The sequence below is a fragment of the Phenylobacterium sp. genome (assembly GCF_044358365.1).
Classification (GTDB): Bacteria; Pseudomonadota; Alphaproteobacteria; order Caulobacterales; family Caulobacteraceae; genus Phenylobacterium.
In genome coordinates this window covers 1-12,603 of record NZ_JBIKNZ010000086.1, presented here as the reverse complement: position 1 = coordinate 12,603, position 12,603 = coordinate 1, and the positions used below count along the sequence as shown (strand labels likewise).

At 66.4% G+C, this 12,603-nt stretch carries 10 protein-coding genes; 5 read left to right on the top strand and 5 right to left on the bottom strand.

Annotation, left to right across the window (positions count from 1 at the left end; all coding sequences use genetic code 11):
• Window positions 1–15: 15 nt before the first annotated feature.
• Complete coding sequence (locus tag ACIQ3B_RS16495; protein WP_397404499.1) at window positions 16–2,166, bottom strand: malate synthase G; 2,151 nt, start codon at window positions 2,164–2,166, stop codon at window positions 16–18.
• Window positions 2,167–2,240: 74 nt separating this feature from the next.
• Window positions 2,241–3,833 (bottom strand): isocitrate lyase, encoded by a 1,593-nt coding sequence (locus ACIQ3B_RS16490; protein WP_397404497.1) that lies wholly within the window; start codon window positions 3,831–3,833, stop codon window positions 2,241–2,243.
• Window positions 3,834–3,968: 135 nt separating this feature from the next.
• On the opposite strand from ACIQ3B_RS16490, the gene ACIQ3B_RS16485 reads away from it, so the two are divergent.
• A complete protein-coding gene (locus ACIQ3B_RS16485) occupies window positions 3,969–5,417 on the top strand; it encodes a short-chain fatty acyl-CoA regulator family protein (protein WP_397404495.1) in 1,449 nt (482 codons plus the stop codon).
• Window positions 5,418–5,499: 82 nt separating this feature from the next.
• On the top strand, window positions 5,500–6,732 hold the full coding sequence (locus ACIQ3B_RS16480; protein WP_397404494.1) for a TetR/AcrR family transcriptional regulator: 1,233 nt from the start codon (window positions 5,500–5,502) through the stop codon (window positions 6,730–6,732).
• Here ACIQ3B_RS16480 and ACIQ3B_RS16475 read toward each other — a convergent pair.
• Both ACIQ3B_RS16475 and ACIQ3B_RS16470 read right to left on the bottom strand, forming a co-directional pair.
• Entirely contained in the window at window positions 6,722–8,173 is a 1,452-nt protein-coding gene (locus ACIQ3B_RS16475) for an MFS transporter (protein ID WP_397404492.1), read from the bottom strand. The two genes, ACIQ3B_RS16480 and ACIQ3B_RS16475, sit on opposite strands and share 11 nt — an antisense overlap.
• A gap of 145 nt (window positions 8,174–8,318) precedes the next feature.
• Window positions 8,319–9,308: an NAD(P)H-quinone oxidoreductase gene (locus ACIQ3B_RS16470; protein ID WP_397404490.1), complete on the bottom strand. Its 990-nt coding sequence runs from the start codon at window positions 9,306–9,308 to the stop codon at window positions 8,319–8,321.
• Between the two features lie 82 nt (window positions 9,309–9,390).
• Between ACIQ3B_RS16470 and ACIQ3B_RS16465 the strand changes: the two genes are divergently transcribed.
• Window positions 9,391–9,597, top strand: coding sequence for a DUF1192 family protein (locus ACIQ3B_RS16465; RefSeq protein ID WP_397404488.1), 207 nt, complete (start codon window positions 9,391–9,393; stop codon window positions 9,595–9,597).
• A gap of 86 nt (window positions 9,598–9,683) precedes the next feature.
• A complete protein-coding gene (locus ACIQ3B_RS16460) occupies window positions 9,684–10,193 on the top strand; it encodes a DUF1465 family protein (RefSeq protein WP_397404486.1) in 510 nt (169 codons plus the stop codon).
• A gap of 102 nt (window positions 10,194–10,295) precedes the next feature.
• On the opposite strand, the gene rpmE is transcribed toward ACIQ3B_RS16460, so the two are convergent.
• Window positions 10,296–10,520, bottom strand: a complete 225-nt coding sequence (rpmE, locus tag ACIQ3B_RS16455; protein ID WP_397404484.1) for a 50S ribosomal protein L31 — start codon at window positions 10,518–10,520, stop codon at window positions 10,296–10,298.
• A gap of 116 nt (window positions 10,521–10,636) precedes the next feature.
• Between rpmE and ACIQ3B_RS16450 the strand changes: the two genes are divergently transcribed.
• Entirely contained in the window at window positions 10,637–12,481 is a 1,845-nt protein-coding gene (locus tag ACIQ3B_RS16450) for an ABC transporter transmembrane domain-containing protein (RefSeq protein WP_397404482.1), read from the top strand.
• The last annotated feature ends 122 nt before the right edge of the window (window positions 12,482–12,603 follow it).

Sequence of the window (12,603 nt, the reverse complement as noted above, 5' to 3'; positions counted from 1 at the left end):
CAGCTGAACTGAAGCTCAGACGCCGCCGAGCTGGGCTTTCCGCTGGCGTCGCCGCCGCGTCAGGATGTGCTCGGTATAGCCGTTGGGCTGTTCGCGGCCCTCGAACACCAGTTCAAGCGCGGCCTGGAACGCCACGCTATCCGGATTGCCAGCCATGGCCTGATAGAGCGGATCGGCGGCGTTCTGGCCGTCGACCACGGCCGCCATCCGGCTCATGGTCTCGCGCACCTGGCCCTCGGAGCAGACGCCGTGGTGGAGCCAGTTGGCGATATGCTGGCTGGAGATCCGAAGGGTGGCGCGGTCTTCCATGAGGCCCACGTCGTGGATGTCCGGCACCTTGGAACAGCCAACTCCCTGGTCGATCCAGCGGACCACATAGCCCAGGATGCCCTGGGCGTTGTTGTCCAGTTCCTGCTGGACGTCCGTCGGGCTCCAGTTGGACTTCGCCAGCGGCGGGGTCAGCAGTTCGGTCAGGCCCGTCGGTTCGCCTGCCGCCGCCATGGTGGTCTGCAGGGCCGGGACATCGACCTCGTGATAGTGCAGTGCATGCAGCACAGCCGCTGTCGGCGACGGCACCCAGGCAGTGTTCGCGCCCGCCTTCGGGTGACCGACCTTGGTCGCCAGCATGTCCTTCATCATGTCGGGCATGGCCCACATGCCCTTGCCGATCTGGGCATGGCCGGGGAACCCGGTTGCCAGGCCGATCTCGACATTGCGTTTCTCGTACGCCGGCAGCCAGGCCTCGGCCTTGATGGCGTCCTTGCGGACTACCGGGCCGGCCTCCATCGCGGTGTGGATCTCATCGCCTGTGCGATCGAGGAAGCCGGTGTTGATAAAGACGATGCGGTTTCGGGCCGCGTAGATACAGGCCTTAAGGTTGGCGCTGGTGCGGCGCTCCTCGTCCATGATGCCGATCTTGACGGTGTTGCGTGCCAGGCCAAGTGCGTCCTCGACCTGATCGAACAGACCCGTGGCCAGGGCCACCTCGTCGGGCCCATGCATCTTGGGCTTCACGACATAGATGGAACCCGCCGGGCTGTTGAGGCGCGCGCCCTTCAGATCGTGGAGGGCGGCGGTGACGGTGATCAGGGCGTCGATTGCGGTCTCATAGACTGCCCTGCCGTTCAGGGTGATCATGTCGGTCAGCATGTGGTGGCCCACATTACGCACCAGCATCAGGCTGCGACCCTTCAGCGTCAGGTCAGCGCCGCTGGCCGTCTGATAGACGCGATCGGGGTCAAGGCGACGGGTTTCCGTTTGCCCGCCCTTGACGAAGCTGGCCGACAGGTCGCCACGCATCAGGCCCAGCCAGTTGCGGTAGACGCCCACCTTGTCTTCGGCGTCGACGGCGGCGACCGAGTCCTCGCAGTCCTGGATGGCGGTCAACGCGGCTTCCACCAGCACGTCCGAAACGCCCGCAGCGTCATCCTTACCGATGTTGTGGGTGCGGTCGATCTGGATCTCGAGGTGCAGGCTGTTGTGCGCCAACAGAACGCCCTCCGGCGCGTCCGCCGCACCCCGCCAGCCGACAAACTGCGCGGGCGAGGCCAGGGTGGCTTCGCGATCGCCGGTGAGACGCACCGAAAGGGCGCTGTTGTTCACCTGGTACTGGATTGCATCCGCATGCGACCCGCTCGACAGCGGTGCGACCCGGTCCAGCAGCCCCCGCGCAAAAGCGATCACCTTGGCCCCGCGGACCGGATCATAGCCCTTGCCGCCCGCGGGAGGCTCAAGGGCGTCGGTGCCATAGAGCGCATCATAGAGACTGCCCCAGCGGGCGTTGGCGGCGTTGAGCGCAAAGCGGCCGTTGGAAACCGGCACCACCAGCTGCGGGCCGGCCGTGCGGGCGATCTCAGGGTCGACGTTCGCCGTGCCGATCTGAAACGGCGACGGTTCGGGCAGGAGATAGCCGATCCCGGTCAGGAACGCGGTCTGTTCGGCGATGGACACCGTCTGGCCGCGCCGCTCACGCCACCAGGTGTCGATCTGCGCCTGCAGATCATCGCGCCGCGCCAGCAAGGCGGCGTTCTTCGGCGTGAAGTCAGTCAGGATCGCGTCTAGCGCGGCCCAGAAGGCTTCGGGCGCCACGCCGGTTCCCGGAAGTAGATCCTGCTCCACGAAGGCGTGTAGAAGGTCGTCGGCGGAGAGGGTGTTGCTGATGTCCATGGGTGCACCGGATAGCAGAATGGCCTGAGGCGGAAACCCCAGGCCATTCGAGTTTCAGACGAATTCGCGAAGTCTTACGCGAACTGGCCCATCGTGTTGTGGACGCCGCCCGCCTTGAGGGCGGCTTCGCCAGCGAAGTATTCCTTGTGATCGTCGCCGATGTCCGAGCCGGACATGTTCTGGTGCTTCACGCAGGCGATGCCCTGGCGGATTTCCTGGCGCTGAACGCCCAGGACGTAGCCCAGCATGCCCTGGCTGCCGAAGTATTCCTTGGCCAGGTTGTCGGTCGATAGTGCTGCGGTGTGATAGGTCGGCAGCGTGATCAGGTGGTGGAAGATCCCCGCCCGCTTGGCGCTGTCGGCCTGGAAGGTGCGGATCCGCTCGTCGGCTTCGATCGCCAGCGCCGTGGTGTCGTAGTCGACGCTCATCAGCCTTTCGCGATCATAGGCCGAAACGTCCTTGCCGGCCGTCTTGTAGGCGTCGAACACCTGCTGACGGAAGTTCAGCGTCCAGTTGAAGGACGGGCTGTTGTTGTAGGCCAGCTTGGCGTTGGGGATGACTTCACGGATGCGGTCGACCATGCCCGCGATCTGGGCGATGTGGGGCTTTTCGGTTTCGATCCAGAGAAGGTCCGCGCCGTTCTGCAGCGAGGTGATGCTGTCGAGGACGCAGCGGTCCTCGCCGGTGCCTTCGCGGAACTGGAACAGGTTCGACGGCAGGCGCTTGGGCCGCAGCAGTTTGCCGCCACGATTGATCACCACGTCGCCGTTCTTCATGTCGGCGGGGGCGATCTCCTCACAGTCGAGGAAGCTGTTGTACTGGTCGCCGATGTCGCCCGGCTCATGGCTGACGGCGATCTGCTTGGTCAGGCCGGCGCCCAAGCTGTCGGTGCGAGTGACGATGACGCCGTTGTCGACGCCCATTTCGAGGAAGGCGTAGCGGCAGGCGCGGACCTTGGCGAGGAAGTCCTCATGCGGCACGGTGACCTTGCCGTCCTGGTGACCGCACTGCTTTTCGTCCGAGACCTGGTTCTCGATCTGCAGGGCGCAGGCGCCCGCCTCGATCATCTTCTTGGCCAGCAGGTAGGTGGCTTCCGCGTTACCGAAGCCGGCGTCGATGTCGGCGATGATCGGAACGACGTGGCTCTCGTAGTTGTCGATCGCGTCGACTAGCTTCTGTTCCTTCGCCTTGTCGCCGGCCTCACGAGCGGCGTCCAGGTCGCGGAACATCATGCCGAGCTCACGGGCGTCGGCCTGTTTGAGGAAGGTGTAGATCTCTTCGATCAGCGCCGGCACCGAGGTCTTCTCGTGCATGGACTGGTCGGGCAGCGGGCCGAAGTCGGAGCGGAGCGCGGCGACCATCCAGCCGGACAGGTAGATGTAGCGCTGCTTGGTCGTGCCGAAATGCTTCTTGATCGAGATCATCTTCTGCTGGGCGACAAAGCCGTGCCAGCAGCCGAGGCTCTGGGTGTAGTTGGCCGGGTCGGCGTCATAGGCGGCCATGTCGGCGCGCATGATGCCGGCGGTGTACTTGGCGATCTCGAGGCCGGTCTTGAACCGGTTCTGCAGCCGCATCCGGGCCACGGACTCGGCGTTGATGCCGTCCCAGGTGCCGTTCTTGCTCTTGATGAGCCCGCTCATCTCGATGATGTGGTCTTGATACGCCATGTGCCTCTTCCGCATTGAGCCGGGGATTTGGATGCCCCGGAGCATGAAGCGTGCCGTACAGCGCGACCCGGCCATAAAGGAAGGTGGCATCAGGTCTAGCCGTCAAACTTTACAGATTTTCGCTGTAATGTTGTAATGATCCTACAACCTGCGATCCGGATCATGACCATGCCGACCGAGCGCCGCCTGTATGTAGGGCCCAACCTGCGTCGCCTGCGTCGGGACCTGGGGTTGACCCAGGCCGATATGGCCGCGGACCTGGAGGTCTCGGCCTCCTATGTGGCGCTACTGGAGCGCAACCACCGGCCGTTGAGCGCCGAGATGCTGCTACGGCTGGCGCAGACCTACAAGCTGGACATGTCGACCCTGGCCGGCGCCGGCGCCGCCAACGAGACGGCGCGGCTTCAGGCGGTGCTGAAGGATCCGATGTTCGCCGACATCGACCTGCCTACCCTGGAAATATCTGACATGGCGAGCAATTTCCCGGGTGTGACCGAAGCTCTCCTCCGGCTCTACACGACCTATCAGGAGGAACAGCTGGCGCTGGCCGATCGGGGCGCGGAGCGGTTTGAGGCCGGCGATCAGGCAGACCCCACCGATCCCGTTGCCGAGTCCCGGCGGTTCCTGGCGGCGCGACGCAACAGCTTTCCCGGTCTCGACGACGCTGCAGAGCGGCTGGCCCAGGCTGTCAGCGGTCACGACAGCCTGACCGGGTACCTGAAGGCCCGCCATGGTCTGCGCGCGCGCCGCCTGCCCTCGAGCGTGATGGTGGGGTCGGTGCGCAGGCTGGATCGCCACCGCAAGGAGATCCTGCTAGACGACGGCCTCGACGCCGCCAGCCAGTCGTTCCAACTGGCCCTGCAACTGGCCTATCTCGAGCTGCGGGCCGAGATCGACGCGGAACTGGAAGGCGGCAGTTTCGCCTCGGAGAGCGGTGAGCGGCTGACCCGACGCGCGCTTGCCAGCTATGCGGCCGCCGCGATCCTGATGCCCTATTCCACCTTCGCCCGCGCGGTTGAGGCGCGACACTACGACGTTGAAGCCCTGGCCCGACAGTTCGGCGCCAGCTTTGAACAGACCGCGCACCGCCTCACCACCCTGCAGAAGCCGGGTCAGGAGCGTGTGCCGTTCTTCTTCATCCGGGTGGATCCGGCGGGTAATGTGTCGAAGCGGCTGGACGGGGCGGGGTTTCCGTTCGCGCGGCACGGCGGGGGTTGTCCGCTCTGGTCGGTGCACCAGGCCTTCACGACGCCGCGCCAGATCGTCACCCAGTGGCTGGAGTTGCCCGACGGCCAACGGTTCTTCTCCATCGCGCGCACCGTGACCGCCGGCGGGGGCGGGTTTGGCGCGCCCCGGGTCGAACGCGCCATCGCGCTGGGATGTGCTGCCGAGCACGCAGGGCGACTGATCTATACCCGCGACCGGCCGGGCCTTGGCGCAGAGGCGGCGACGCCCATCGGTGTGACCTGTCGCCTGTGCCACCGCACGGAATGTACGGCCCGCTCGGCGCCGCCGATCGGTCGTCAGATCCTCTCTGACGATGTCCGCGGGACCGGCGCTCCATTTGGATTTTCTGACACTTAACGTTGCGTCATTGAAATGTTAACGCTTGGCCACCCCTTCGTTCCAAGGCAAAGGGAGATTGCGCAAGGGAAACAAGCGTCAGATGGCTCAGGGTGGCGCCGTGGCGAAGGCCACGGATCGGTTCGAACGCAAGCGCGAGGCCATCCTTGACGCGGCCACGCGGATCCTGAACCGCAAAGGCATTAAAGGCCTGACGCTGGGCGACACCGCCGCCGCGGTCGATCTTTCCACCACCAGCGTCACGTACTATTTCCGCCGGAAGGATGATCTGGCCGCGGCCTGCATCTTCCGCGGTATCGAGACCCTGCTGGGCATTGCCGAGGCTGCGGTCACCGCGCCAACGCCGGCCGAGCGGCTCCACAGCTTTTTCACTCGCTATCTGGATGTGCTGAAGGCCACTCAGGCCGGGGACGCCCCGCCGTTGCCGATCATCTCGGAACTGCGGGCCTTGAGTTCGCCCCGCCGGGAGGAAGTGGCCCAGGCCTATGGGCGCCTGTTTCGCAAGGCCCGCCAGATCTTTGACCATCCGGACCTCTGCTGGATGTCCAGAGGCCGGCGGACAGCCCGGGCCCGGATGTTGCTGGAACAGGTGTTCTGGGGTGGCGCATGGCTCAGCCGGTTTGACGTCGAGGACTATCCGCGAATTCGCGACCGCATTGTCGATATCTTCCTGAACGGCCTGGCGCCGGAGGGCGCAGCCTGGTCGCCGGCCGCCATCGCGCTGGAGGCCCGCGCCGCGCGCATCAGCCCGGAACCGGGCCGCGAGACCTTTCTGCTGGCGGCCACGCGCCTGATCAACCTGCGCGGCTACCGCGGCGCCTCGGTGGACAAGATTTCCGCCGAGCTGAACGTCACCAAGGGCAGTTTTTATCACCACAACGACGCCAAGGATGACCTGGTGGTGGCTTGTTTCGAGCGCACCTTCGAGGTTATGCGCAGCGCCCAGCGGCTGGCCATGGAACAGCCGGGCTCGCAATGGGACAAATTGTCGGCCTGCGCGGCGGCCCTCGCCGAGTTCCAGCTCTCCGCTCACGGGCCCTTGCTGCGCACCCACGCGCTGACCGCCCTGCCGGAACAGATGCGCGGCGCCATGGTCGAGCAGTCCGACAGGGTCTCTGACCGCTTCGCCTCGATGATCTCGGACGGGATCGCCGAGGGCTCAATCCGACCGGTGGATCCGTTCATCGCCGCCCAGATGCTGAACGCTACCCTGAACGCCTGCGCGGAGCTGGGCTACCTGGTTCCCGACGTGAGGCCGAAAGCGGCGGCGGCGGTGTTCGTGCGCCCCCTGATGATGGGGATTTTCAAACACTGAGCCGCTTCTCGTCCTCCACGCCCTTCAGATGCGCCAGATTGGCCTCGTGGCGTTTGCGGTCGATATCGTAGAAGAACAGCAGGCCGATGGAGATGCCGTAGAGGCCGACGATCAGCGGGATGTAGGCCATGCCGAGGCCGGTCAGGACCCCCTCGGGCACCCCACCCCGCTTGGCGTCTTCCGGGAACTGGACGAAGGCCAGGACGGCGGTGGCGACGAATATGCCTGTGCCCGAGATCATCTTGCGGAACAGGGCGTTGGCGGACATCAGCAGCCCCTCTGACCGGCGGCCGGTCTTGACCTCGGCATCCTCGACCACGTCGGCGACAATGGCGGCCAGAAGCACGGCTGTGGCCGAGGCCAGGGTCGCGTTGATGATCTCCTCCCCGTAGATCAGCCAGAGAAGTTCCGGCGTGCCGTTTTCCGGCGCCAGACCCAGCAGACGCAGGGACACCGGCGTGATGTGGACGGCCACGGCGGCGGCGAACACCACGATGGCGCCGTGCTTCTTGCCCAGCGCCTTGCCGACGATGGGCGCCAGACCCACGCCCAGGAAACCACCCACGATGCTGATGGTGGCCAGGGTAGCCAGTTGGGACTGTTTCAGCTCCCAGAAGTAGAGCCCGAAATAGATCTCGAGCCCGTTGCGCGCGCCGATCACGATGGAAATGAAGATCGCCGAGACAGCCGCGGCGATGAAGGCGCGGTTGTTCAGCGTCTGGAGCACCTCGCGAAGCATGGCTCCCAGCGTGATCTTCCGCTGTGGCGCCACGTAGAGGTAGGGGATGCGGCTGGCCGTGCCGATCGTCGAGGCCAACACCGTGGCAAGGATGATCAGGGCTCCCGCGATCGAGTAGGCAAGATAGCCGTCGCGGGCCAGCACGCCGCCGGAGCCGTCCGGATGCTCCTTCAGGAACACCTGATAGGCCAGAATCGTCATCCCCAGCCCGCCGGCCACCGCAAAGAACTGGCGCAGTGACAGGAGATTGGTGCGCTCGTCGTAGTTACGGGCCAGCTCGGGGGCCAGCGCCTGATGCGGCGTCTCGAAGAAGGTGTCGAAGAAGCGCACCGAGAACAGGCAGACCGCCAGATAGATCGCGATGGCGTTGTCGCTCCAGCCCAGCGGCGGGTTCCAGAGCAGGAAGAAGGCCAGGGCGTAGGGCAGGGCGGCTGCCATCATGAAGGGGTGTCGTCGACCCCAGCGCGACCTCAGATTATCGGAAACCTGGCCGACAAATGGATCGATCACGGCATCGAAGACCAGGGCGACCATCAGGATCAGGCCCACCAGCTTGGGCGGCAGGCCGATCACCTGATTGTAGAAAATCACCAGGAAGGTGGTCAGCGCCCGCGCCTTCAGATTGGTGGCGGCCGATCCCACTGCGTAAAGCAGCTTGGTTCCCATGCGCAAAGGCGGCGGCTCGCGGGTCGCTGCAGTCAATCCGATCCTCCCCCCGCCCTGATGGCGGTGTTGCTGGACCGGGCGCATTTCCCCCTTTGGCACGGACCTTGATCAAAGGTTGGTGCGTGTCAGAGCGGGCGTCAACGCCGATGATCTTTCGGCGCTGACACATTGGCGCTGAACGTCAGCCGGCCAGCAGGATCACCTTGCCCACGTGGCCGCCCGCTTCCAGGTGGGCGTGGGCGGCGGCGGCCTCCTCCAGGGGGAAGGTCTTGTCGATGGTGGGCTTGATCTTGCCGGCCGAGATCCAGGGCCAGACCACGCGTTCGACCTCAGCCGCCAACCGCGCTTTTTCGTCCGCGTCGCGCGGGCGCAGGGTGGAGCCGGTGATCACGGCCCGCTTCATCATGATCCGGAAGATGGGCAGGTTGACCTCGCCGCCGGCCTGGCTGGCGATGTAGACGATCCGCCCGCCGGTGCGGATGGCGTCGAGGTTCTTGGGGAAATAGGCGCCGCCGACCATGTCCAGCACCACATCGACCCCACCGTCGGCCTTGGCGACTTCGGCGAAATCTTCCGAGGTGGCGTCGACGGCCACATCGGCGCCCAGGGCCAGGGCGGCCCGGGCCTTGCCGGCGCTGCGGGCCGTCGCGATCACGCGCGCGCCTGCGGCCTTGGCCATCTGGATCGCGGTGGCCCCGATGCCCGATGTGGCGCCGTGCAGCAACAGGGTCTCGCCAGCCTTCAGTGATCCGTGCTCGAACACATTCGCATAGACCGTGAAAACTGTCTCGGGCAGCCCCGCAGCCTCTGCAAAGCTGAACCCTTCCGGGATCGGCAGGGCGTGGCGGGCGTCGCAGACCGCATACTCCGCATAGCCCCCGCCGCCCAGCAGGGCGCAGACCCGGTCTCCGGACTTCCAGCGACCTGCGCCGATGGCGACTTCACCGGCGACTTCCAGGCCCATGGTCGCCGGCGCTCCGGGCGGTGGCGGGTACATGCCCATGCGCTGGATGATGTCGGGACGGTTGACGCCCGCTGCGCGCACGCGGATCAGGACCTCGCCCGGCTTCGGCTGCGGGATCGGCAACCGTTCCGGCCTCAGGGCAGAGGCGGGTCCCTTGCCGCCTTCAATGGCGATGGCGGTCATGGTCTCGGCTTCGAGCGGGCTCATGGGCGTTTCCTGAAACTTGCGCTTGCGGGTCTGTCGCGCTCAGATAGCCCCCTATACCGGGACCGCAAAGGAGGGTTCACCCATGGAAGAGCCTGCAGAGGTGCGGATTGGCCGGGGCCAGCGCTTGGTGGAAGCCGTGCGCGAGGATCTGGAGCTCTATGGCGTAGCCGAGCTGGAAGAGCGGCTGGAGGTGCTGGAGGCCGAGATGGCCCGGGTCCGGGCCCAGATTGACAAGAAGAAATCCGGCCGCGCCGCCGCCGACGCACTGTTTTCCCTGCCCAAAGGCTGATGACCCCGTGGCATGGCCGTTGCAGGGGCGGGCCTTCGCGCCATTCGTTCAGCGTGTGGCAACGATAATCGTGTAGAGTTCAGAGCATGCAGGATACCGAGAGCCCCGATTGGCGCGATGACGTCATCCAGGATTTCGCCCGTTCGGAGCTTTTCGAGCGGACATTCCAGGAAGGTATGGCGCTGGTCGAGGAGACCGCCGCCTATCTGGACGGTGGCGGGCGTCAGGAATCCAAGCTGTTGTCGCGCAATGCGGCGCTGGCCTATGCCGCCGAAAGCATGCGTCTCACCACCCGGTTGATGCAGGTGGCCTCCTGGCTGCTGGTGCAGCGCGCCGTGCGTGAGGGCGACATGGCCCCGGCGGCGGCCTGCGAGGACCATTATCGCCTGAACGCTGACCCAGCGGTCAGCGCCGAGGTACTGGCCCCACGCACCGAACTACCCACCAACCTCACCCGCCTGGCCGACCGGGCGGAGCGCCTGTACGAGCGGGTGCGCCATCTTGACCGCCGCATGTATGTCGAGAACCCGGCCGACGAGGGCACCAACGCCGTGCTGGGCCAGATGAGCCGCCTGAAGACCGCATTCGGGAGTTAGGCGCCGGACGCAGCGCCAATCGACGCCGCCAAAGTCAGAAACGCCGCGAAGGTTGCCCCTCGCGGCGTCTGGATTTCACGGCAGGCCCGGAGGCCCCGCGGCCTATTTGCGCGTGAAGGCGCCGAACTTGGCGTTGAAGCGCGAGACGCGGCCGGCGCGGTCGAGCAGCTGGTGGCCGCCGCCGGTCCAGGCCGGGTGGGTCTTGGGATCGATATCCAGGTTCAGCGTGTCGCCCGGCTTCCCGTAGGTGGAGCGCGTCTGGTAGCTGGTCCCGTCGGTCATCACCACGGTGATGAAGTGGTAATCGGGGTGCGTGTCTTGTTTCATCGAACGGGCGCCTGACGTAAAGGTGCGGCCAAATTTGGAACGGGCGCCGGATAGGGCCGCCCGAAGGAAGCCGCGCGTATAGAGAAACGTGTGGGTGAATGCAAGGTACGACACCGATGAGTGAGGCCGGAGCCGACATTTCCGCCCCGGGGCGACCGAGCGCGGGCCAGGCGCTGGCCCAGAACCTGTCCGAGGCCGCCGCCAAACGGGGCCGCAGCCGTAACATTGGCGCGCTGCGCAGACTGGCGCCGTTCGCCCGGGCGCACTGGGGCGACGCCAGCCTGGCCGGGTTCTTCCTGATCCTCTCCACCTGCGCCACCCTGGGCATATCCGGCGCGATCCGGCTGCTGGTGGATCACCTGACCGACAAGGGCCTGGATCCGTCGACGGTAGACCAGAAGTTTCTGATCCTCGGGGCGGTGGCCGTGGGCCTGGCGATCTCGACCGCGGGTCGGTTCTTCTTTGTCACCAAGGTCGGCGAGCGGATCGTGGCCGATCTGCGCAAGGCGACCTATGCGCATATTCTGACGCTGGATCCGTCCTATTTCCTGAAGACCCGCACCGGTGAGGTGCTGTCGCGCCTGACCACGGACATCGCGATCGTGGAAAGCCTGGTCGCCACCTCGGTATCGGTGGCCGCGCGCAACTTCCTGACGCTGGTGGGCGCCCTGATCCTGCTGGTGTTCGTCAGCGCCAAACTGACCGGCCTGGTCCTGCTGACCTTCCCGTTCGTGATCGCGCCGGTGTTCCTGTTCGGCCGGCAGGTGCGCAAGCTGACGGCCTCGGCCCAGGACCGGTTCGCCGACGCGGTGGGGGCGGCCGGCGAGAGCCTGGATGCGCTGGAAACCGTGCAGGCGTTTGGCCGGGAGGGGGCCGCCGCCACACGGTTCGGCTCGGCGGTCGAGCAGGCCTTCCAGGCCCAGCTGCGGCGGATTTCCACCCGCGCCCTGATGACAGCGGCGGTGATTGTCCTGGTGTTCGGCGGGGTTGTGGGCGTGTTCTGGCTGGGCGTCCACGCGGGCCTGCGCGGCGAGATCACCTGGGGCGCGCTGTTCCAGTTTGCATTCCTGTCGGTGATGGCGGCTGCTTCCGTAGGGGCGTTGGGCGAAACCTGGGGCGAGGTGCAGAAGGCCGCCGGGGCCATGGAGCGGGTGGGCGAGTTGCTGGATGCCCGGCCCGGGATCGCGCCGCCGGCCCATCCCACGCCGCTGCCGGTTCCGGCGCGTGGCGAGGTAGTCTTTGAAGGCGTTACCTTCGCCTATCCCGGCCGACCCGATCTGCCGGCGTTGAAGGACTTCGACCTGATCGTCAGGCCCGGCGAGCGGGTGGCGCTGGTGGGCCCCTCGGGCGCGGGCAAGAGCACGGTCTTCCGGCTGTTGCTGCGGTTCTATGATCCGCAGGCCGGACGGGTGCTGATGGACGGCGTCGATCTGCGTGAGGCCGAGCCTGCCGAGGTGCGCGCGCGGCTGGCGCTGGTGGCCCAGGAGAGCCCGCTGTTCTCCGGCTCGGCGCTGGACAATGTCCGCTACGGGCGCGAGGCGGCGACGGAAGACGAGGTCCGCGCCGTGGTCCGCGCCGCCCAGGCCGAGGCCTTCCTGGCCGCCCTGCCGCAGGGCCTCGACACCCCCATCGGCGAACGCGCCCGCACACTCTCCGGCGGCCAGCGTCAGCGACTGGCGATCGCGCGGGCCCTGGTGCGCGAGGCGCCGATCCTGTTGCTGGATGAGGCGACCAGCGCGCTCGACGCCGAGAACGAGCAGCTGGTGCAGCGCGCGCTGGATTCAGCCATGAAGGGCCACACCACGCTGGTGATCGCCCACCGCCTGGCCACGGTGCTCAAGGCTGACCGGATCGTGGTGATGGACGCGGGCCGTGTGGTGGAGCAGGGAACCCACACCGATCTGGTGGCGAAGGACGGGCTCTACGCGCGGCTGGCGGCGCTGCAGTTCGAGGCGGCCTAGAGCGGATTCCATTCAGTCTGCATCGTATCCGCAGCTCTTGAAGTAGTTGGCGCACTCGGTCGGAGTGAAGAGGTCGATGAAGCGTCCGATGGCGTCCCAGAGGGCACCGACGGTTCGCTCGG

Excerpts from the sequence above, each read along its gene's own strand:
- ACIQ3B_RS16465 (WP_397404488.1), top strand. The coding sequence starts at position 9,391 with ATGGAAGAGCCTGCAGAGGTGCGGATTGGCCGGGGCCAGCGCTTGGTG.
- rpmE (WP_397404484.1), bottom strand. The coding sequence starts at position 10,520 with ATGAAACAAGACACGCACCCCGATTACCACTTCATCACCGTGGTGATG.
- ACIQ3B_RS16450 (WP_397404482.1), top strand. The coding sequence starts at position 10,637 with ATGAGTGAGGCCGGAGCCGACATTTCCGCCCCGGGGCGACCGAGCGCG.
- ACIQ3B_RS16490 (WP_397404497.1), bottom strand. The coding sequence starts at position 3,833 with ATGGCGTATCAAGACCACATCATCGAGATGAGCGGGCTCATCAAGAGC.
- ACIQ3B_RS16495 (WP_397404499.1), bottom strand. The coding sequence starts at position 2,166 with ATGGACATCAGCAACACCCTCTCCGCCGACGACCTTCTACACGCCTTC.
- ACIQ3B_RS16485 (WP_397404495.1), top strand. The coding sequence starts at position 3,969 with ATGATCCTACAACCTGCGATCCGGATCATGACCATGCCGACCGAGCGC.
- ACIQ3B_RS16480 (WP_397404494.1), top strand. The coding sequence starts at position 5,500 with ATGGCTCAGGGTGGCGCCGTGGCGAAGGCCACGGATCGGTTCGAACGC.
- ACIQ3B_RS16460 (WP_397404486.1), top strand. The coding sequence starts at position 9,684 with ATGCAGGATACCGAGAGCCCCGATTGGCGCGATGACGTCATCCAGGAT.
- ACIQ3B_RS16470 (WP_397404490.1), bottom strand. The coding sequence starts at position 9,308 with ATGAGCCCGCTCGAAGCCGAGACCATGACCGCCATCGCCATTGAAGGC.